The organism is Wenyingzhuangia sp. IMCC45533 (assembly GCF_054111225.1).
Genome location: NZ_CM134197.1, coordinates 2,131,575 through 2,153,231, shown reverse-complemented (window position 1 = coordinate 2,153,231; position 21,657 = coordinate 2,131,575). Strand labels below are relative to the sequence as shown.

Genomic DNA, 21,657 nt, shown 5'->3' with positions numbered 1-21,657 from the left:
CAGTCCGCTTAGTTAACGGACTGCAAATTTATAAAGTTTTAGAGATCCTCCAAAACATTTTCGAAAATATTTTGTTTTTTTTTAATTCTGTAATTCTCTTTCTTTTTCCTTGATTTTGGTAAGTTGTCTTTTCATGGAATCGACACACAAACTAATCCCTTCTTCAAAAGTTTTAGATTCTTTTTTTACAATAAAATCGTGTCCTGGTATATTCAATTTCAACTCTGTTAATTTGTTTTCTTTTTCACTAGTTTGTTGCACTTTTAAATATACTTCAGCATCTACAATTTTGTCGTGAAACTTTTCTAACCCTTCTACTTTTTTATTTACAAATACAATTAATTCTTTGTCTGCTGTAAAATTTACTGATTGCGTTATTACTTTCATATATTCTATTTTTTTTTTTGCACTTCTAGGGTGTGCTTGGTTGTAAACTTGCTTTAACTTGTCCAAACTATTATGCGTGTAAACCTGCGTTGCGGCTAAACTTGAATGCCCTAGTAATTCTTTAACCGAATTAAGATCTGCACCATTATCTACTAAATCTGTCGCATATGAATGTCTTAAAACATGTGGACTTTTCTTTTGCTTAGTCGTGACCTTACTAAAGTAAGAATTAATAATTCTATAAACAAGTGTAGCATACATTTTGGTTCCCTTTTTTGTCACGAATACATAACCTGTAGCGCTAGCTAACTCAGCTCTTTTTATAATATAAGCATTTATATCCTCTAACATACCATCGTAAATGGGCACGATACGCTCCTTGTTTCGTTTTCCCAAGACTTTTATTGTTTTGTTAATCAAGTCTATGTCTTTTAGTTCTAGCCCCACCAATTCTGATTGTCTGATTCCAGTAGCATATAGTAAATGAATAATAACCTTGTTCCTTAACTGCTCAAATTCCGTTAAAGAGTCATCTACATATTGTATAGCTTCCTCTATTTCTTTTTCGGAAAATGGTATGATTACTTTTTTGGCAACTTTTAAACTTTTCTGATTTTCTAACGGAGAGTATTCAACTTCTTCTACCTTTTGTAAATAAGAATAGTAACTTTTTAGAGCAGTTATTTTTCTATTAATAGACCTGTTTGATAATTCATTCTCATTTAAATTGACAACCCAAGATCTGATATGATTATGAAAAACATCAGCTGGTAAGGACTTGTTGTAATGTACTTCCATAAATTTAAAAAAATCCACAATATCTTTTTGATAAGCTTTTATCGTGTGCTTACTGTAATTTTTCTCTAATAATAAATACTCTAAAAAACTGTGTAGTAAATTCATGCTCTGTCTTTGCAAAAAAAAAGTTACAAAAAAACCCTGTGATTATATCACAGGGTTTTTAAATTGTTTGAAAAACTAATTAAGCTTGCTCTTCGTTTGTTCTTAAACGTTGAACGTAAGAAGCTTTAATTCTTTGTTTACGGTTTACAACAGATGGTTTATTATACTGTTGACGCTCGCGTAAAGTTTTCATGGTTTTTGTACGGTCGAATTTTCTTTTAAAACGCTTTAAAGCTCTATCGATATTTTCTCCGTCTTTAACTGGAATGATTAACATACTTTAGCACCTCCTTTCATCGTCGTGATATATTTTAAATGTTTTTAATTTCTAATTTTGGATTGCAAAGATAGTTTAAATTAACAACTACAAACTATTATTTTAAGATATTTCTAGAAATTACTACTTTTTGAATTTCGGTAGTCCCTTCTCCTATGGTACATAATTTACTATCTCTATAAAATTTTTCTACAGGAAACTCTTTGGTATACCCGTATCCACCGTGTACTTGTATCGCTTCGTTCGCTATTTTAACGCAAGCTTCTGAGGCATACATTTTAGCCATAGCTCCGATCGTCGTCATTTTTTCACCTAATTCTTTTTTGGCTGCAGCTTTGTGTGTTAACAACTCCGAAGCCTCTATTTCCGTAGCCATATCTACCAATTTAAATGACACTCCTTGAAATGACGAAATAGGTTTTCCAAATTGTACTCTTTCTTTAGAATACTTAAGTGCAGCTTCGTATGCTCCTTTTGCTATTCCAATAGATAAGGCTGCAATAGATATTCTTCCTCCATCTAATATCTTCATAGACTGTATAAATCCATCTCCAACCTCTCCTAAAATGTTTTCTTTAGGAACTCTACAGTTGTCAAATACCAATTCTGCAGTTTCAGAGGCTCTCATCCCCAATTTATCTTCTTTTTTACCAGAACTAAAACCTGGAGTTCCTTTTTCTATCACAAAAGCTGTCATTCCGTGAGAATCTCCCTTTTCACCAGTTCTTGCAATTACTACGGAAATATCACCGCTAATAGCGTGCGTAATAAAGTTTTTTGCTCCGTTTAATACGTAATCATCTCCGTCTAGCACCGCTGTAGTACTCATCCCTCCAGCATCAGAACCCGTGTTGTGTTCTGTTAAACCCCAAGCACCAATCCATTCAGCAGAAGCCAATTTAGGCAACCATTTGGTTTTCTGTTCTTCGTTTCCAAACTGCAAAATATGACCTGTACATAAGGAATTGTGAGCAGCTACAGACAAACCAATCGAAGGATCTACTTTTGATAATTCCTCAATAACGGTAATATATTCGTGATATCCTAAGCCCGAACCTCCATAAACTTCAGGAACTAAAACTCCCATAAACCCCATTTCCCCCAATTTTTTAAACAAATCCACTGGAAATATTTGAGACTCATCCCATTTGTAAATATTTGGCTGTATATGAATTTTTGCAAAAGATTTGATTGATTCTGCAATCATTTTTTGGGTTTCATTTGTCTCGAAATTCATTCAAAAAAAGTTTTAGTAGTTTTATTGAGCCTGCAAATATAAACTTATTAAATCGAATTTATCTACAGGAAAATTGCTTATTGATTTTAACTCTGCTAAATTCTGAATTTCTGCAACTTCATTTCTATAGTCTATAATTGATTGAGCTTGTTTATAATTTATATAAACTACCTTATTCAACTCGTTTACAGTAGCTTTATTCACGTTTACCTTTTTTAAAATGGGTTTGGAAATCACTTTATAACGTTTCTTTAACTCAATTAAAACGTTCGCAGGAATCCCCCACACTTCATCCAGTTGATTATCAAAACTATAACCTCCTAATAATTTTCTATATTTCACAATACTTTGTGCTCTTTTAACCCCTATGCCTCTTATTCTTATTAAGTCATTTTGATTTGCTTTATTGATGTCCTTAACAATAATACGCTCTTCTATTTTTTTCTGATGAACTAGCTTTTGCGGAAACACTCTCTTTGGAAACTTAAACGAAGGTGTTAAATATCTTAGTAAAGAATCTGATACGTTTGTTACTTCCTTAAAATCTTTAGCAGAGTTAATGTACTTTCCAGTCTTTCTATACTCAAATAATCGATTTATCTGAGCTACGGATAAGCCTAATTGATAGGCTTTATAGTCTGATAAGTAATTAGGATTAAAAGGTTTTACTTTCCGCTTTTTGTAATCTGTAATTTTCGAAAGACTGTCTATCTTTTGCTGAATCTCAGGTAATAGTATTGTTTGCTGATGTTCACTCTTATCAAAATCAACAAAGAAAATAAATGACTGAGCGAGCAAAATCAACAGTACCAAACAGATAATTCCGTTTCGTTGACTCTTGGAATAACTTAACATTGCTTTTTTAATAGAAATATAATCTATTTCTTAAATATTGTCCAATTAAAAAATTCAGTTAAAAACCACTTGATTTACGTTCCGTTTTATAACTTTCAACTTTAAAATATACATTTATGAACATCAACGATAAATCTGGCTCTAATCTTTATCAGGCCAATCCTAATAGATACCAGCAAATGACATACAATAGAGTTGGTAAAAGCGGTGTACTATTGCCTGCTATTTCTTTGGGATTATGGCACAACTTTGGAGCGGTTGACTCATTGTATAACGCTGAAGATATTTTAAGAACTGCCTTTGATGTGGGTATCACTCATTTTGATTTGGCGAACAATTACGGTCCGCCATATGGATCCGCTGAAAGCAATTTTGGTGCTATCTTTAAAAATAACTTTAAAAGTCATAGAGACGAATTATTTATTGCTACAAAGGCTGGTTACGACATGTGGTCCGGACCTTATGGCAATGGAGGTTCTAGAAAGTATTTGATTAGCAGTTTAGATCAAAGCTTAAAACGTATGGACTTGGATTATGTGGATATTTACTATCATCATAGGCCTGATGTTGAAACCCCTATAGAGGAGACGGCTTTGGCTTTAGCAGATATGGTAAGACAAGGAAAGGCCTTATACATCGGTCTTTCCAGGTACAATTCCGAACAAACAAATGCCATGATTCGTTTATTTAAAGAATTAAATGTTCCTTTTGTGTTACACCAAGACAAATACTCCATTTTAGATAGAAGCATTGAAAAAGACGGATTACTAAACACACTAGACAGCAAAGGTTTGGGTTGTATTACTTTTTCTCCTTTGGCTCAGGGTTTATTAACTGACAAATATCTAAACGGAATTCCAGAAAACTCTAGAGCTAGTAAATCACTCTCTTACCTGTCAAAAGATTTTGTGAACCAAGAAATAGAAAAAGTAAGAAAACTACATCAGCTCTCTCAAGAGAGAGGGCAAAAATTATCTCAAATGGCCATTGCTTGGTTGTTACAACAAAAATCTGTTTGCTCGGTGCTTATTGGTGCTAGTTCTTCTCATCAACTTAAAGAAAACATAAAAGCTCTAGATCAGTTGACGTTTACAGAAGAGGAGTTAAAACTCATCAATCAAATCTCTCTCTAGATTTATAACCTAGATTGTACTTAAGAGACACCTATAAATACAGCCTAAATTATACGACGGTTTTACTCCTTTGACTGCTCTTTTTGTTTCAAAATTGAGTTTATCGATGCGATTTTTCAATCGAAAATTACTCGAAATGACAATTTAAAAAACATACATTGATTGTATAAAAATCATATTTAACGGACGAATAATTACATTTTCTCCATCAACCAGCTAGGAGCTACTTTCATTACCCAAGCAATGAAACCCCACCTTTTGGTAACATATTTTTTTCTCTTCTTCTTTAAAATTGCTTTGTAAATTTGACTAGCAACCTTGGGAACAGGAGCTACCCAAAACAATCCTTCTCCTTTAGCTGCTGCGGTGTTTACAAACCCTGGCTGAATATCCGTGATATGGATATTCAATTTGTTGTTTACTGAGGCAAATCTCAGAGATTCGAGATAGTTGGCTTGAAATGCCTTAGAAGCGCTATAGGCTGGACAAAACCTATTTCCTCTTATAGAAGCGATGGATGATATTCCTACCAAATGACCGAAACCTTGTGTTTTGAACCAAGAGAATACAAGCTGATATATTTGAACAACTCCATTGACATTGGTGTGAAGAACTTTGTTTTCTGTTTCAATATTAAAATCTTCATTTAGCTCTGAAATGCCCGCAGCTACTACAACAATATCCACCTGCTTAAATTGGTTAAAAAAGACTTCTAGTTGATGTTTAGAGTTCTCCAAATCTGTAATATCGTGTTCTAAAATTGAGATTTGACTGTTAGATTCTTTTTGAATATCCGCTAACAGATTCAATCTTCTTCCTGTGACCCCTACCCTGTATTCTTGGGACAAAAATTTTGTAGCTAACCCTTTTCCGATACCCGAAGTTCCTCCTATAATAACAACATTTTTCATACTTTCTTTAAGCATTATTCGCTTATGGTAAATCTTTAGATTTATTTAAATTTTTTAATTTCGCCAGAAGCTATTTTATCAAAGTACTTTTTACTATCCAATTTTACTTCTTTTACTAAAAAGTACAATCCTAATACATTAGGAAATGCCATTCCTAAAATCATCATATCAGAAAAATCCATGACCGCTCCAAGACTAGAAGAGGCTCCAATAACCACAAATAATAAGAAAATTACTTTATATACATTCTCTACTTTTTTAGTGTTTCCAAACAAATAGGTGAAAGATTTCATTCCGTAATAGGACCAAGAAATCATGGTAGAAAAAGCAAATAACACAATAGCTACTAACAACACATATCTAAACCACGGAAACACGCTACTAAACGCTGCAGAAGTTAATTCGGCTCCTGTTAAGCCCGTAGTATCTTCAGCAAAACCTGTAAAAATAAGTACCAACGCTGTCATAGTGCAAATAACAATAGTATCAATAAAAGGCCCTAGCATGGCAACAATTCCTTCGGTAATAGGCTCTTCTGTTTTAACGGCTGCATGCGCAATAGCTGCTGACCCTACTCCTGCTTCATTTGAAAAAGCTGCACGTTGTACTCCAATCACCAACACTCCAATAACACCTCCTTGAATTCCTTTTCCTGTAAAAGCTCCTTCTAGTATAATTGAAAAAGCGTGTCCTATTTGATTAATGTTGAACACTACAATAATTAAACATGCTATTACGTAGGTAGCTACCATTAGTGGCACTATTTTATCTGTAACTTTAGCTATGGATTTAATTCCTCCAATAATGACCAATCCCACTAAAACAGCTACAAAAATTCCGTAAGCAAATCCATAGCCTTCAAAAGCTGGAAATACATTACTTAATTGAGCATAAGATTGATTAGACTGAAACATGTTTCCTCCTCCAAAAGAACCTCCAACACAAAGAATAGCAAATACGATAGCTAATATTTTACCTAACTTTTCTTTTCCCTTTAAAGCCAGTCCTTTAGATAGATAATACATGGGTCCTCCAGAAACCTCTCCTTTTTCGTTAATTTCTCTATACTTTACACCCAAAGTACACCCCACATATTTGGCAGACATTCCAAAAAAACCTGCTAATATCATCCAAAAAGTAGCCCCAGCTCCACCCGTTGCAATCGCTACAGCAACACCTGCTATATTTCCCAGACCTACAGTTCCCGACAACGCAGTAACCAAGGCTTGAAAATGAGACACTTCTCCATTGTCGTGATTAGGATCATCATAGTCCCCTTTGATCAATTCAATCGCATGCTTTGCTTTTCTTAGATTGACAAATCTTAAATAAAAAGTAAAAAACACTGCTCCAATAACAAGCCACATTACAATTACTGGCATTTGAAAACCTAAAAACGCAAAAGGTTTAAAGAAAAAAACTGCTGCTAAAACCTCCACAATAGGCTCAAATATGCTATTAATCTTTTCATCAATTCCATTGGCAAAAGACATTGCAGGCATTAATAATGCTAGTACTCCTAAAATTTGCTTATTCATAAACTTCAATAAATTTTTTAATTTGATCTGAACTTCCCAATACAATTAATTTGCATTGGGGTCTTAAAATGGTGTTTGACGACGGATTGACAATGTACTCGTCATCCTCGGTTACAAAACCAATAACATTACAACCTGAATTTCTTCTTACATCTAAATCTTGAATAGATTTTAAGATATATTCTTTAGGTAATTCTTCTACGGATATTTCTTCTAAGTTTGCGTTTTTTTCTCCTTCCAAACCTAGCATATCTACAAATTTAACTAAGTCCGGAGTTACTAATAAAGAAGCCATGTGCTCTCCCCCTAGCCTATCTGGCATAATAACATCATCCGCTCCAGCAATTTTCATTTTCTCTACAGATTGATCACTACTTGCGCGGCTTACAATATTTATTTTTGGATTTAATTGTCTAGAAGACAACACGATATACACATTATTAGCATCTGAAGACGATGCAGCTATTAAGTTGCTTGCTTTGTAAATACCTGCATCTATTAAAACCTCATCGTTGGTAGCATCTCCTCTAATTACTTTGGTGTTACTCTCTAATAAATCTATCAATTTGTCTTCGTCCTTTTCTATAATTACACAAGACTTGTTGTATTTCTTTAGCTTTTCAAAAGCTTGCTTTCCGTTTCGTCCAAAACCGCAAATAATTGTATGCCCTTCCATTCTAGCAATTTTTTTTAAGTTCTTTTTTGTTCTATAAGCATCTACTAACGTGTCTTTCAAAAAAAATTCTGAAATAACGGTTACCAAATAACCGTAAGCCACAATACTTATCAATAGTAAAAATATGGTAAACAATTTACCGCCATCATCTAAAGGTTGTACCTCCCCAAAACCCACGGTAGTAATGGTAATGACTGTCATAAAAAAAGCATCTAACACAGAATAGTCAAATGCCAAAAAGAAAACCAAAGTTCCTATTAAAAGTACGACGGCAAACAAAAATAGTCCTTTGTAAATTTTGTTTAACATATTTATTACAGGTCAAATACCGAAGTTCTTTTTGTTCTAATCATATCTTTTAACTTTAAAACAAAAGCCAACGTAAGATAGATGGCGAAAGAAACTCCAAACGTTACAAACGAAATGTAGATAAAAAACAACCGAACATTCACAGCTCGCATTCCCAATCTATCTGCTAATCTTGATGAAACATCAAAACCATATCTCTCAAAAAAGTAACGTATTTTGTTTATTAAATTCATACCAAAATCAATTATTTGCAAGGTAGTAAAATGTGATTAGTATAACTAACTATCCAAAAACAGAATCTAGCAGTATCTATTTTATCTTTTTAAAATAAACAACTACAAAAATAGGGATAACAACTATATTTGAAATTCATAATATTTTTTAAGTTGATATGATTGACAATGCACTACAAGTTGCTAAACTTACCAATACATCTGAAGCTAAGGTTAATACTGTTTTAAACTTGTTAAACGAAGGGGCTACTGTACCTTTTATTGCTAGGTACAGAAAAGATCAAACTGGAGGCTTAGAAGATCATGAAATATTTAGCATTCAAAAGCAATCTTTATTTATTGATGAGCTGATCAAGAGAAAAGCATACATCGTAGAAAGTTTGTCGAACCAGAAAATCAACAATCCACAACTGATACAGAAAATTGAAAACTCCTGGGATAAAAAGGAATTGGAAGATTTGTTTTTACCTTATAAATCTAAAAGAAAAACAAAGGCCAGTATTGCTAAAGAAAATGGCTTGGAAGGTTTGGCTAAAATCATCATGTCTCAAAATGTAAATAGTATGAATGCAGCTCGCTTTGTACAAGGTGTTATTAAAAACGAAGAAGATGCTGTTCATGGAGCCATGGATATTGTTAGTGAATGGATCACTGAGCATTCTTACACAAGAAACCAGTTGCGTAGATTATACAACAGAGAAGGAAATTTGGTTAGTAAAGTTAAAAAAGGGAAAGAGCAAGCAGCATCAACCTACAAAACATATTTTGAATTTGAACAAAAAGCAACTAAAGTTCCCTCCCACAGAGTTCTGGCTATTTTAAGGGCAAGTGACGAAGGTTTGCTGAGTTCTGGTATTAAAATAGATAAGCAGAAAGCCTTAGCTATTTTGGAAAAAAATTTTGTGAAAGAAAACAACGCAGCTGGAAAACTTGTTAGGCAGATAGTGGCTACTACATTTTCTAAAAACTTAAAACCTGCCTTAGAAAAAGAATTACTTAAAGAACTTAAAAAAAAAGCAGATGTAGATGCTGTAAAAGTATTTTCTAAAAACTTAGAACAACTTTTATTGGCCGCTCCTATTGGCAAAAAAAGGGTGTTAGCGATAGATCCTGGCTTTAAAACCGGTTGTAAGGTTGTGTGCTTAAACGAACAAGGAGATTTGTTAAAGGATACAGTTATTTACCCGCATCCTCCTCAAAAAAAAGAATCTGAAAGTGTCCACGTTATTAAAAAGTTATGTGATCAATTTAGTATAGAAGCTATTGCTATTGGAAATGGTACTGCTGGTAGAGAAACCGAAATACTGGTGAAGTCTATTCCTTTTAATAATGATATTGCTGTGTATTTGGTCAATGAAAATGGAGCTTCTATTTATTCTGCTTCTGGTATTGGTAGAGAGGAATTTCCTGATAAAGATATTACCGTGCGCGGAAGTGTGAGCATTGGACGACGTTTGATGGATCCTTTAGCCGAGTTGGTAAAAATAGATCCTAAATCTATTGGGGTAGGACAATATCAACACGATGTAGACCAGAGCTTATTAAAGTTGGAATTGGATCATATTGTAGAAAGATGCGTGAATAAAATTGGCGTACAATTAAATACTGCAAGTAAATATTTATTGCAATACATTTCTGGAATTGGTCCTGTCTTAGCACAAAACATTATTAACTACAGAACCGAGCATGGGAAGTTTACCAACATCAACCAACTAAAAAAAGTACCTCGTTTGGGGAATAAAGCTTTTGAACAATGTGCAGGTTTTCTAAGAATACAAGGAGAGCAACCTTTAGATAATACAGGTATCCATCCAGAACTTTATAAAGAAGTGCAATTGATAGCCAAACAATTAAAAATCTCTGTTGAAGAGTTAATTGGAAACACAGATATTTTATCACTGAAAGAGAACGAAGAACTACAGGATAAAATAGGAGTACTAACCTTAACGGATTTGTTAAACGAACTCGCCAAACCCAATCAAGATCCTAGAAATCAAGACGATCAATTAGCCTTTGATCAGAATATTACTACAATACAACATTTGCATGAAGGGATGATACTTAAAGGGCAAGTGAGTAATATTACCAATTTTGGTGCGTTTGTAGATTTGGGAATTAAAGAAAATGGCTTGGTACATATTTCGCAAATCACGAATCAATTCATCAATTCTCCAAATGATGTACTACATCTAAATCAAGTAGTTACTGTAAAAATAATTCAATTGGACCTAGATAATAAACGAATAGGACTCACGATGAAGTTCTAGTTTATACATTTTTACAACTTAAATCTGTTTTAAAACACTTGGAACTCCTATAGAGATAAACTACTTTAGTTAAAAAACTATAGATGATATTTCTTTCTGCATTCAACCCCAACCTACTTATTTTTGTGTTGATGGGTTTGGTGGTTATTTTATTAGGAGCTTTGCTAAGGCATTATAAGCAACCCTATGTAATTGCCTACATATTGGCCGGAGTACTTTTGGGAAAAAACGGTTTTAAAATTATTACCAACACTGAACTTATAGAGGGATTGGGTGAGTTTGGTTTGATTCTAATTCTCTTTTTTATTGGAATGGAAATTAACCTCCCGAACTTTATTAAAAAATGGAATGTAGCTGTTTTCGGAACCATTATACAGGTACTCGCAAGTATTCTTATTGTTGCACTGATAGGTTATTTTTACAACTGGGAATACAGTAGAATTGTTATCCTCGGTTTTGTAACAAGTTTAAGTAGCTCTGCTGTGATCATCAAACTATTGCAAGACAATAAAGAAAGTGATAGTGCTTTGGGAGAAAATATTATTAGCATTCTTTTAATGCAAGATATTTTAATTGTTCCCATGTTAATTGCCACTAATTACTTGGGAGGAAACAAACCACAAGCATCTGAAATTTTATTACAATGCGTAGGTGGGATACTACTTATCGGTGGAATGATTTACATCTTACGTAAAAAAGAAATTACCATTCCTTTTAGCAAGTCTTTTGAAAAAGACCATGAGCTACAAGTATTTTTTGCCTTTACCATTTGCTTTGGCTTTGCCGTAGTCACCTCACTATTTGGGCTTTCTGCTGCCCTTGGGGCTTTTGTAGCGGGTATGGTGGTAAACTCTGCTAAATCTACTCATTGGTTTCACGAGAGCTTGAACTCTTTTAGAGTGATGTTTGTTGCTTTGTTTTTTGTGTCTATTGGAATGCTAATCAACATTAATTTTATTATAAATAACTGGTTAATTATCTCCTTGTTGATTTTGGCAGTTTACAGTTCTAACACCCTAATCAATGCTATAATACTACAATATTTTGGTAGAGACTGGAAAAGAAGTTTGTATGGTGGTGCTATGTTAGCACAAATAGGTGAGTTAAGTTTTGTATTGGCTTCTACTGCTTATTATGCCGAAGTAATTCCTTACTACACCTATGAACTAACTATAGTTGTGACAGCATTAACTCTATTATTTAGTCCGTTTTGGATTAAACTTTTTCAGAAAGTGATGACAAACAAAAAATCATGAAAAATTTAGTTGTTTTAACGGGTGCTGGTATCAGTGCAGAAAGTGGTATCAAAACTTTTAGAGATCATAACGGATTGTGGGAAAACCATGACGTAAGGGAAGTTGCCTCCATAGATGGATGGTATAAAAACTCTAAGTTGGTTTTGGAGTTTTACAACCAAAGACGAAAACAAGCTGGGTCGGTATCTCCAAACGCTGCTCATCAATATTTAGCTAGTTTGGAGCAAGATTACAATGTACAAATTATAACTCAGAATGTAGACGATTTGCACGAGCGTGGTGGTAGTAAAAACGTAACACATTTACACGGAAAACTATCTGAAGTAAGAAGCACTGCTAACAGCAGATATGTAAAAGATATTGGAGGGAGTGAAATTCAATTAGGGGACAAATGCCCCGATGGTCATCAGTTAAGACCCAATATTGTTTGGTTCGGAGAAGAGGTTCCTTTGTTAGATACTGCTGCTAATATCTGTGAAACCGCTGATGTTTTTATTATTATAGGAACGAGTTTACAAGTGTATCCTGCTGCTGGGTTAATCTACCATATTCCATCTCATTGTCCTGTTTTTATTATAGACCCTAAGGTAGATGAAATAAGTGTTCCTAGTGATTATACCTGTATTCAAAGTTCTGCTGTAAAGGGAGTTGAAATACTGGATTATCATCTAAAAAAACTGGCGTAAATGACTTCTGTACAAAGATTATTTTATCAGTATTTAGGATTCATCCATCAACCCAATTTATGGAACGACTCAAATTTTTACCAATATCCGCAAATTGAAATTCCTTTTACGGAAGATATAGACTTGAATGATATAGATACTTCTAAACATCACAGGTTAGGAAAACTGGTTGAAGTGTTTTATCATAAAAACCTAGAGAAACAAAAAGACTACATCCCTTTGGTTAGCAATCAACAAATTCAAGCTGACAAACGCCAAACTTTGGGGGAGATTGATTTTGTTTGCGATACTCCAAACGGTATTAAACACATAGAACTTACTTACAAATTCTATTTATATAAAACAGATATTACTTATGAATTAGATAGATGGGTAGGTCCTAATTTGCGAGATTCTTTGGTTAAAAAATTAAACAAACTAAAGGATAAACAATTCCCGATGTTACATCATCCAATCTGCAAACAACTGTTAGCGGATAAGAACATTGATGTGGATAAAATTACGCAATACGTACATTTTAAAGCACAACTTTACGTGCCGTTAAGCTTGATGAATCACGAGTTTAAAAACATCAACAACGATTGTATTAAAGGTTATTATATTAGTTATAAAGAAATAGATTTTTTATTCCCGATGGCCTTGTATCATATTCCAGCCAAACAAGATTGGTTGATAGATCCTAAATACAATGATGACTGGATAACCTTTACAGAAGCTAAACCTATTATTTTAGAGCAAATTGCAATTAAACACAGTCCGCTTATCTGGATAAAAAGAGAAACAACTTACAAACGGTTTTTTGTAACTTTTTGGTAACGCCGAGGTTCTACATACAATTTAAACTTTTTGTTAAAATGAGTATCTAATACTATATATTCCTTTCTGTAGATTTAATTTTTCGTCAAATACTTCGTTTATGAAATACCTATTATCAATTTTCATTTTTCCATTTGTAGTATGTTGTCAAAATACGGAGAATAATATAGCTGAATCAGAAAACGTAGACAATGAAGTAGCATTTAAAAAACAAACGGTTGTTTACGATACTATTGAGCGAACAAACCCTAACCGTTTAAGCTTGGATGTTTATTATCAAAGTAACATTGATACTAAAAAACCTGTAGTTATATATGTACATGGAGGAGCGTGGGCTTTAGGAGATAAAGCCAATCAAATCAATAACAAAGTAAACCTGTTTGAAAGTTTGAACTATGTCTTTGTTAGTATTAATTATAGGTTAAGCCCTTTTCCAGCTCAAATTAATCAAGACAATAGAGTTAAGTATCCTCAACATAACCAAGACGTTGCTAGTGCAATTTCTTGGGTCTATCTCAACATAGAAAGCTACGGAGGAAACCCTGACAAAATTGCTTTAATGGGTCATAGTGCAGGGGCACATTTAGTTGCTTTAACTGCAACTAATCAAAGTTTTTTATCTGAAAAACAGTTAAATATCAATATCATCAAGGGTGTAGTCGTTATTGATACTAGAGCGTACCATGTTGTTGACCTCATCAAAGAAAACAAATCTAATCTTTTTATCAATGCGTTTGGAAGTGACGAAAGTATGCAAGAGCAAGCATCTCCTATTTTAAATATTGACAGTTCTGCCGATTACCCCAAATTTTGGATGTGTTACAGCAATGAAGACATCGACAGAAAAACAAAAACAGAGGCTTTTGCTAACGAGCTAATGAAAACCGGTGTGTCAACTAAACTAGTTGATGGTCGTGCTTACAACCATTCAGGAATTAATGATGCTGTTGGTAAAAAAGGTGAAACTATTATTACTCCATCCATTACAGCTTTTTTAAAGAGTTGTCTAGACTGATCTAACTGTGAATCTTTTATATTTGTGCATATACTATCAAACCAAATGCACTCAAACAACCCTTTTAAAGCGAACTATGATTTTAATGAGTTGATCAAAGCAAACTCCAAGTTAAAATCCTATGTTCACACCAATGAATACGGTACAAAAACCATAAAATATGGGGACAAAGAAGCGGTAAAGGAATTGAACAAAGCATTGTTAGTACATCATTACCAACTGCTATTTTGGGAGATTCCTGAAAAAAATCTGTGCCCTCCTATTCCTGGTCGACTAGACTATTTATTACACGTAAATGATTTGCTAGAGCCGAAAGAAAACATCAAACTACTAGATATTGGTACAGGTGCTAATTTAATTTATCCGCTTTTGGCCGTAAAGCACTTTAATTGGACTTGTGTGGCTAGCGAAGTAGATAAAGAGTCTCTTAAAAACGCTCTAAACATCATTAAGCAAAATAATTTGATGAAGGTGATTGATTTGAGACCTCAACAATTTAAGAATGCCATTTTAAAAAATATTATTCAACCTAACGACTTTTTTGATGTTGTTGTTTGTAATCCTCCTTTTTTTAAAAACGCATTTGATGCTGCACAAAAAAACAAACGCAAGGTTCAAAATTTAAAGCTTGATACTGAGGAGACTTTAAACTTTGGAGGAAAATCTAACGAATTGTGGTACAAAGGAGGTGAGGAAGCTTTTATAAAAAAAATGGCAGAAGAAAGTGCACTATTTAAAAAACAAGCTCGTTGGTTTACTTCTCTAGTTTCTCAAAAAGAAAATTTAAAGAATATTAAAAGAGCGATTAATAAGACCAATCCTACCGAAGTTAAAGTGATAGACATGGAACAAGGAAATAAAAAAAGTAGGTTTATCGCTTGGAGATTTTAGCACTCAAAAAAATACACTTACCTAATGGATGACCAGTTGTCCGCAAACTAGATATTTAACAAAAAACTCACTCCTGAGGGGAGTGAGTTTTTTATAAGTATGTTAATTTTATTACAAACTTTTGGCATCCTCTACAAATTTGGCCAAACCTATATCCGTTAACGGATGTCTCAGCAAACCTTCAATAGCTGTCAAAGGCCCTGTCATTACATCTGCACCAATTTTAGCACAATCTACAATATGCATGGTGTGCCTCACAGAAGCTGCTAAAATTTCTGTTGCAAAACCATAATTATCATAAACTTCTCTAATTTCTTGTATCAAATGCAATCCGTCTGTAGAAATATCATCTAAACGACCAATAAAAGGAGATACGTATGTGGCCCCTGCTTTGGCCGCTAAAATAGCTTGTCCTACAGAAAACACCAAGGTCACGTTAGTTTTAATTCCTTTGTTTGAAAAATATCTACAAGCCTTAATCCCGTCTTTAATCATCGGTAATTTCACTACAATTTGTGGGTTTAAAGCTGCTAAAGCTTCTCCTTCCTTTACCATGCCATCAAAATTAGTAGAGAGTACCTCTGCGCTGACGTCTCCATCAACAGCATCACAAATATCTCTATAGTGTTGTAAAATATTTTCAGCACCAGAAATTCCTTCTTTCGCCATCAGCGATGGGTTTGTGGTAACGCCATCTAAGACTCCTAAATCTTGCGCTTCTTTAATTTGACTAAGATTTGCAGTATCAATAAAAAACTTCATTTTTTTTAACTTATTTAGTTTATACTTTATTTGGACTCAAGAGTCTATTGTTATTTTTGCGACTATCTATTGTAATGACCATTACCACTGTTGCAAAAACTACTGCAATAAAGCAAAATAATCCGTATCACCAAAATAGAAATATATTGTTAAATGACTCGTAAATTTCTTAAGATTTTGTAGCTCTAGGCAACAGCACAGAAAAAACCAATTATTAATAACAAAATAGCAACATTAAACGTAGCTACTTTACGCTACTTAATACAAAAAACTACTGACATTTTTAAAACTGCCTATATGCTTTAGCCGTTACTACTAAAAAACAGGAGAATGTTAACTGTAAATCAGTTAAACTCTATAAATTTGGTTCTGATACATAATAATTTTCAAGTCTTCGACATTTAACTTAAATTTAAATTGATGAAAAAACTAGTTTTTATAATCTGCCTATTGAGTACACTATTCGTTTCTGCCCAGAAAACAGTAAAATTGCCTTGTGACAAAGCAGAAGGTTTTACTTGGAAAGGTGGCGAAAATGAGTATTTCTCTGAACGATGGAAATCACATTTGATCACCAACGTTTCTAAACCCACCATAGAAATCTATCAACCTAAGAAAGAATTAAACAATGGTACCACCGTAATTATTGCACCAGGGGGGGCTTTATATGCTTTGAGTATTGTAAACGAAGGTAGAAAAGTAGCTGAATGGTTAAACAATAAAGGAATCACAGCCGTAGTTTTAAAGTATAGACTCATCCCTACTTACACCAAAGACGGTATTATTGAGAGACAACAATTACAACGAAAGGACAAAACGTTATTACAAAAACAGGTTAGCCAGCTAATCCCCTACTCCATTCAAGATGCCTTAAATGCGGTTGATTATATGAGAAGTAATGCCGATAAACACGAAATAAACCCCAATAAAATTGGATTTATGGGCTTTTCTGCAGGTGGTTCTGTTACCATGGGCGTGGCTTACCATTACACAGAAAAAAACAGACCTGATTTTATTGTACCTGTATATCCTTGGGTGAGCAAATATCCTGTACAAAAACCTAAGGCTGATGCTCCTCCGATGATTGTTTTCTGTGCTTCTGACGATCAGTTAAACTTGGCTTTGGGTAACGTTGAACTTTACAAATCTTGGAAAGAAAATAATTTGAATGCATCTATACATTTGTTTGCTAAAGGTAGACACGGATTTGGAATGAAAACACAGAATTTGCCCTCTGATAAATGGATAAATATTTTTTACGACTGGGCTATCTCTGAAGGGTTTGTCAATCCCATAAAAATCTAAGACAAAATCACTAATCACAACTATCAAAAAAGTAATTTTTTTAGCCCATTAAAATATAACTGTAAAGTAAGTAGACTAGTAACTTGTAACTAGATTGGTGTTACCAAGTGAGTTGAGCTTGAATAATTACCAGGGCTTTATTTGCTCTAATATTTGCAAAACCTAGATTAAATTTAAGTTTTGTTGTATTTGAACGACATATTAAAAACAATGACAAGGTTAGTCTTGCAACCTATTAGAACATGATAAATACCGTTATGGAAATATTTATAAATAGTACACTTGACACTTCTCGGTGGATTATTTCTATGATTGCATTTAAAACCCCATGGTTTCAAAATTATTTTTGGGGACTTGTTGTTATATCCATCGTCATTTGGGGATTAGAAATTTTGTTTCCTTGGAGAAAACAACAATCTATTTTTAGAAAAGATTTCTGGTTGGATGTATTTTATATGTTTTTTAACTTTTTTCTGTTTTCTATTTTAATTAGTGGGTTTTATGAGTTGATATTATTTTTAAGTCAATATGTTGGATTGAGCAAGTCTTCTTTTGCTTTTATTGATATTAGCGAACTAAGTCCATTCAGTCAATTAGCTGTTTTTTTTGTTCTCAGCGATTTTTTTCAATGGTTTACGCATAGAATGCTACACCGTTTTGATTTTTTATGGAAGTTTCACCAAGTACATCATAGCGTAAAAGAAATGGGTTTTGCTGCGCATCTGCGCTATCATTGGATGGAAAACATATTATACAAACCTTTAAAAACTTTAGCGATTATGTTGTTAGGTGGTTTTGAGCCAGAGCAAGCCTATATCGTTCATTTTTTTGCTATTGTTATCGGACATATCAACCATGCCAACTTAAATATAACATGGGGTCCTTTAAAGTATATTTTTAATAATCCGGTGATGCACTTATATCATCATGCTTTCACGCTTCCACAAAACAAAAAAACGGGAGTCAATTTTGGAATTAGCCTAAGTTTGTGGGATTATATTTTTAACACTCATTATTTACCTAAACCCGATAAAAATTTGGAAATTGGATTTAAGGGTGATCGTAAAATTCCCAATTCTTTTTGGAAACAATTATGGGTGGGGTTTAAATAAAGGATCAATCTGTATCTTTGCCATCTAAAAAATTTTGAATGCCCAGCATAAAACATCTTCATTTTTTTGATCGAGATATAACTGATATTGCTTTACCTAAAAAGTTTACCTTTCCTTTTTATTACGAAACGCATCCTTTGTGCGATATAGCTTCGCAACAAGTTCAAAAACATCTTACGGAGCAAACAGACTGGACACATCCTTTTACTCAAAACAATGTTTTGAACGAGAAAGCTATCGGTAAAATGTTTGGGGTTTTAGTGGTAAAAAATCAACAAAATAGAATTGGGTTTTTAAGCGCTTTTTCTGGCAAATTAGCGGGTAGTAATGACCATCCTTATTTTGTTCCACCTGTTTTTGATATGCTCACCAGAGATAGCTATTTTTTACAGGAAGAAACAGTGCTTAATCAACTTAACTTATCAATCGAAGTTCTTGAAAACGACGACACTTTTATCAACAACACAAGGCAATTAGATGAGTTTAAACAAATTTCTATAACAGAAATAGATGCGTTGAGGTTACAAATTATTGAAGACAGAAAATTACGTAAGCAACAACGAAAACAAGCAAAAGAAACATTGAACGAAACTCAATTTTCTGCCCTTATAGAAAAATTAGCTCACCAGAGCGTACTATCTAAAGTTGCCTTAAAAAAACTATCTCAGGAATGGGAAAATCGTATTGATGCCATACACTTGGCAATTGAACCTCATCAACAAAAAATAGAGAACCTAAAAACGAAAAGAAAACAAAAATCTAAAGCTTTACAACAATATTTATTTAAACAATATCAATTTTTAAACAAGTACGGCGAGACTAAAAACTTACTTGATATTTTCAAAAGTGGCATCTATGAAATCCCTCCAGCCGGAGCTGGCGAATGTGCTGCTCCAAAACTTTTACAGTATGCATTTGCAAATAACTTAACTCCTGTAAGTATGGCTGAATTTTGGTGGGGAGATAGTCCTAAATCTGAAATTAGAAAACACGGACAATTTTACCCTGCCTGCCAAGGAAAGTGCAAACCTATTTTAGGTCATATGCTACAAGGTATTGAAATGGATGAAAATCCACTACTCAAAAACCCTGCTGTTGGTAAAGAAATTACGATTGTTTACGAAGATGATTCGTTGGTGGTCATTAACAAACCTGCGGAATTTTTATCAGTACCTGGCAAAACGATAGATGATTCGGTTTATTTAAGAATCAAGCAGAAATACCCAAAAGCTACTGGTCCACTCATTGTACATCGCTTAGATATGTCAACCTCTGGTTTGATGCTCATTGCCAAAACCAAAGAAATCCACGAGAAATTGCAACGTCAGTTTATTAAAAGAGAAGTTAAAAAGAGGTATGTGGCTTTGTTAGACGGTGTTCCTAATAGACAGGATTCCTACATAGACTTGCCATTGAGATTAGATATTGATGATAGGCCTAGACAATTGGTATGTTTTGAACACGGAAAATCTGCCAGAACTCGATGGGAGATGATCGAGCAAAAAAACAATAAAACCAAAGTTTACTTTTATCCCATCACCGGAAGAACACATCAGTTAAGAGTACATGCATCTCATCAGTTAGGTTTAGACACACCTATTGTGGGTGATGATTTGTATGGTAAAAAAGATCAAAGACTTTGCTTACATGCAGAATCTATTAGCTTTTTCCATCCAACCCGAAAAAAGGAATTCACTATATCTACTGCTCCGGAATTTTAAAATAAATTAAGTATTGTTGCCCGACTGACCATACAATGTTATCATTTAAAAACTATATCACTTAGTTTGTTATGCTTGGCAAAACATAACATCAATTTGTTAATATCACAAACAACTCTCTACCCTGCCTCGTAGAATGTGAATTGTAACATGTTTCTATTTTTTGAATAATGAAATAGGTACCAAACTTTTGTTGATACACTAGCTTGCTTCCACCAAACGGAGGTTTGTCGTCGTTTAAAGCTGCATCAAAAAACAACCCCACTAGTTTTCCATTAGGTCTTATCATTTCTTTCATCTTAGATAAATAAGCTTCTCTTAAATTCGGATTCAAAGCACAAAAAAAAGTTTGTTCTAATACCAAATCAAACGTTTGATTCAATTCAAAAAAATCTCCATGAATTAGTTGTTCCTTAGGAAACGCTGATACTCTTTGTTGGATGTTTCTGAGCGGTTCTTCTGCTAAATCTACTACATAAACGTTTTTAAAACCTCGGTTAAACAAATATTCTGCTTCGTAAGAATTTCCTCCACCAGGGATTAAAATTTTTATTTCTTTATCTTCTAACTGATTTATATAGGTTTTCAAAGGCAAAGAAATTGCTCCCAGATCCCATCTATGGGACTGTTCCAAATACCTATTATTCCAATATTGGGCATCTAATTTATCTATCATTATTTTGTTCTTTCTAATAACTAGACCTATGATAATCTTAAGTTTTAGCGTATACTAGCTATGCTGTTTTTATGTTTGTGTGCGTTAATTGTTTTTTAACCAGCTTACATATCCTCCCTCCAAATCGTAAACAACCTTAAACCCTTTTTCTTTCATTATTTTTAAGGCAGTTAAACTCCTCACACCTGATCTACAATAAATATAGGTAGGTTTAGACACATCCAGCTTTTCTATTTCTTTCTTAAAATTGTCTTTTTGCATCACATCCATAAGCACAGCATTTTTTATATGACCCGAATTAAATTCATTTAGGGTTCTTACGTCTATCAGCTGTATATCCTCATGAGCTATAGCTTCTTTAAAAGCCACAACTTTCATTCTATCTTTTTTAAGTTGATCCGCATTTACGTTTTGACAACTGAGGTTCAAAATAAACCCTACCAAAAGTGTATAAAATATTTTCATATTTGTTCTTTAGATTTTGATACAAACAAAACTAGTAATATTTAATGTTAATTTATTTATCCATCTTGTAATTGTTTCCACACATAGCAAAAATCTGCCATCTAATTAAGCTTAATCAAACACTAGAATAAACCTCAAATTTTGAGCCTATTTCTTCGAGAAAACGAACCAAAATCAACCCTAAAAATTTGTGAACGATTACTTTGTTTATATCGCTAATAATGGG

General features: G+C 33.5%; 21 protein-coding genes. 10 read left to right on the top strand and 11 right to left on the bottom strand.

The window, feature by feature from the left end; translation table 11 throughout:
* Positions 1 to 81: 81 nt before the first annotated feature.
* The 4 genes from ACXGQW_RS09515 to ACXGQW_RS09500 all read right to left on the bottom strand — a co-directional run bounded on the left by ACXGQW_RS09515 (position 82) and on the right by ACXGQW_RS09500 (position 3,659).
* Positions 82 to 1,290: a tyrosine-type recombinase/integrase gene (locus ACXGQW_RS09515; RefSeq protein WP_457822301.1), complete on the bottom strand. Its 1,209-nt coding sequence runs from the start codon at positions 1,288 to 1,290 to the stop codon at positions 82 to 84.
* A gap of 79 nt (positions 1,291 to 1,369) precedes the next feature.
* On the bottom strand, positions 1,370 to 1,567 hold the full coding sequence (rpsU, locus tag ACXGQW_RS09510) for a 30S ribosomal protein S21 (protein WP_457822299.1): 198 nt from the start codon (positions 1,565 to 1,567) through the stop codon (positions 1,370 to 1,372).
* A gap of 97 nt (positions 1,568 to 1,664) precedes the next feature.
* On the bottom strand, positions 1,665 to 2,804 hold the full coding sequence (locus ACXGQW_RS09505) for an acyl-CoA dehydrogenase family protein (protein ID WP_457822297.1): 1,140 nt from the start codon (positions 2,802 to 2,804) through the stop codon (positions 1,665 to 1,667).
* Between the two features lie 21 nt (positions 2,805 to 2,825).
* Positions 2,826 to 3,659, bottom strand: a complete 834-nt coding sequence (locus ACXGQW_RS09500; RefSeq protein ID WP_457822295.1) for a helix-hairpin-helix domain-containing protein — start codon at positions 3,657 to 3,659, stop codon at positions 2,826 to 2,828.
* Positions 3,660 to 3,775: 116 nt separating this feature from the next.
* On the opposite strand from ACXGQW_RS09500, the gene mgrA reads away from it, so the two are divergent.
* Positions 3,776 to 4,792: an L-glyceraldehyde 3-phosphate reductase gene (gene mgrA / locus ACXGQW_RS09495; RefSeq protein ID WP_457822293.1), complete on the top strand. Its 1,017-nt coding sequence runs from the start codon at positions 3,776 to 3,778 to the stop codon at positions 4,790 to 4,792.
* A gap of 194 nt (positions 4,793 to 4,986) precedes the next feature.
* Here the strand turns inward: mgrA and ACXGQW_RS09490 are convergent, their stop codons facing one another.
* Genes ACXGQW_RS09490 through ACXGQW_RS09475 form a run of 4 tightly spaced genes read right to left on the bottom strand, consistent with a single transcriptional unit; the run spans position 4,987 to position 8,459 of the window.
* Positions 4,987 to 5,703: an SDR family NAD(P)-dependent oxidoreductase gene (locus tag ACXGQW_RS09490; RefSeq protein WP_457822291.1), complete on the bottom strand. Its 717-nt coding sequence runs from the start codon at positions 5,701 to 5,703 to the stop codon at positions 4,987 to 4,989.
* 41 nt (positions 5,704 to 5,744) lie between these two features.
* Positions 5,745 to 7,241 (bottom strand): alanine/glycine:cation symporter family protein, encoded by a 1,497-nt coding sequence (locus ACXGQW_RS09485; protein ID WP_457822289.1) that lies wholly within the window; start codon positions 7,239 to 7,241, stop codon positions 5,745 to 5,747.
* Positions 7,234 to 8,226 carry a potassium channel family protein gene (locus ACXGQW_RS09480; RefSeq protein ID WP_457822287.1) on the bottom strand — a complete coding sequence of 331 codons (993 nt, stop codon included), beginning with the start codon at positions 8,224 to 8,226 and terminating at the stop codon, positions 7,234 to 7,236. The genes ACXGQW_RS09485 and ACXGQW_RS09480 overlap by 8 nt, the downstream gene beginning before the upstream one ends.
* 5 nt (positions 8,227 to 8,231) lie before the next feature.
* Complete coding sequence (locus tag ACXGQW_RS09475; protein ID WP_457822285.1) at positions 8,232 to 8,459, bottom strand: PspC domain-containing protein; 228 nt, start codon at positions 8,457 to 8,459, stop codon at positions 8,232 to 8,234.
* Between the two features lie 158 nt (positions 8,460 to 8,617).
* Between ACXGQW_RS09475 and ACXGQW_RS09470 the strand changes: the two genes are divergently transcribed.
* From ACXGQW_RS09470 to rlmF, 6 genes are all read left to right on the top strand, one after another.
* On the top strand, positions 8,618 to 10,726 hold the full coding sequence (locus ACXGQW_RS09470) for a helix-hairpin-helix domain-containing protein (RefSeq protein ID WP_457822283.1): 2,109 nt from the start codon (positions 8,618 to 8,620) through the stop codon (positions 10,724 to 10,726).
* Between the two features lie 83 nt (positions 10,727 to 10,809).
* Positions 10,810 to 11,982, top strand: a complete 1,173-nt coding sequence (locus tag ACXGQW_RS09465; protein WP_457822281.1) for a cation:proton antiporter — start codon at positions 10,810 to 10,812, stop codon at positions 11,980 to 11,982.
* Positions 11,979 to 12,668, top strand: a complete 690-nt coding sequence (locus ACXGQW_RS09460; RefSeq protein ID WP_457822279.1) for a Sir2 family NAD-dependent protein deacetylase — start codon at positions 11,979 to 11,981, stop codon at positions 12,666 to 12,668. Before ACXGQW_RS09465 ends, ACXGQW_RS09460 begins: the two co-directional genes overlap by 4 nt.
* Positions 12,669 to 13,484: a DUF1853 family protein gene (locus ACXGQW_RS09455; protein WP_457822278.1), complete on the top strand. Its 816-nt coding sequence runs from the start codon at positions 12,669 to 12,671 to the stop codon at positions 13,482 to 13,484.
* Between the two features lie 100 nt (positions 13,485 to 13,584).
* Positions 13,585 to 14,499: an alpha/beta hydrolase gene (locus ACXGQW_RS09450; protein ID WP_457822276.1), complete on the top strand. Its 915-nt coding sequence runs from the start codon at positions 13,585 to 13,587 to the stop codon at positions 14,497 to 14,499.
* 45 nt (positions 14,500 to 14,544) lie between these two features.
* The gene (rlmF, locus tag ACXGQW_RS09445; protein ID WP_457822274.1) at positions 14,545 to 15,390 is read left to right on the top strand and encodes a 23S rRNA (adenine(1618)-N(6))-methyltransferase RlmF; all 846 of its coding nucleotides are present in this window, start codon (positions 14,545 to 14,547) and stop codon (positions 15,388 to 15,390) included.
* Between the two features lie 111 nt (positions 15,391 to 15,501).
* On the opposite strand, the gene fsa is transcribed toward rlmF, so the two are convergent.
* Entirely contained in the window at positions 15,502 to 16,152 is a 651-nt protein-coding gene (fsa, locus tag ACXGQW_RS09440) for a fructose-6-phosphate aldolase (protein ID WP_457822272.1), read from the bottom strand.
* Positions 16,153 to 16,572: 420 nt separating this feature from the next.
* On the opposite strand from fsa, the gene ACXGQW_RS09435 reads away from it, so the two are divergent.
* The 3 genes from ACXGQW_RS09435 to ACXGQW_RS09425 all read left to right on the top strand — a co-directional run bounded on the left by ACXGQW_RS09435 (position 16,573) and on the right by ACXGQW_RS09425 (position 20,290).
* Complete coding sequence (locus ACXGQW_RS09435) at positions 16,573 to 17,457, top strand: alpha/beta hydrolase (RefSeq protein WP_457822270.1); 885 nt, start codon at positions 16,573 to 16,575, stop codon at positions 17,455 to 17,457.
* 257 nt (positions 17,458 to 17,714) lie between these two features.
* On the top strand, positions 17,715 to 18,569 hold the full coding sequence (locus ACXGQW_RS09430) for a sterol desaturase family protein (RefSeq protein WP_457822268.1): 855 nt from the start codon (positions 17,715 to 17,717) through the stop codon (positions 18,567 to 18,569).
* A 38-nt stretch (positions 18,570 to 18,607) separates the two neighbouring features.
* Positions 18,608 to 20,290 (top strand): pseudouridine synthase, encoded by a 1,683-nt coding sequence (locus tag ACXGQW_RS09425; protein ID WP_457822266.1) that lies wholly within the window; start codon positions 18,608 to 18,610, stop codon positions 20,288 to 20,290.
* 91 nt (positions 20,291 to 20,381) lie between these two features.
* Here ACXGQW_RS09425 and ACXGQW_RS09420 read toward each other — a convergent pair whose 3' ends face one another.
* Positions 20,382 to 20,966 carry a methyltransferase domain-containing protein gene (locus tag ACXGQW_RS09420; RefSeq protein ID WP_457822264.1) on the bottom strand — a complete coding sequence of 195 codons (585 nt, stop codon included), beginning with the start codon at positions 20,964 to 20,966 and terminating at the stop codon, positions 20,382 to 20,384.
* Between the two features lie 84 nt (positions 20,967 to 21,050).
* A complete protein-coding gene (locus tag ACXGQW_RS09415) occupies positions 21,051 to 21,431 on the bottom strand; it encodes a rhodanese-like domain-containing protein (protein WP_457822262.1) in 381 nt (126 codons plus the stop codon).
* Between the last annotated feature and the right edge of the window lie 226 nt (positions 21,432 to 21,657).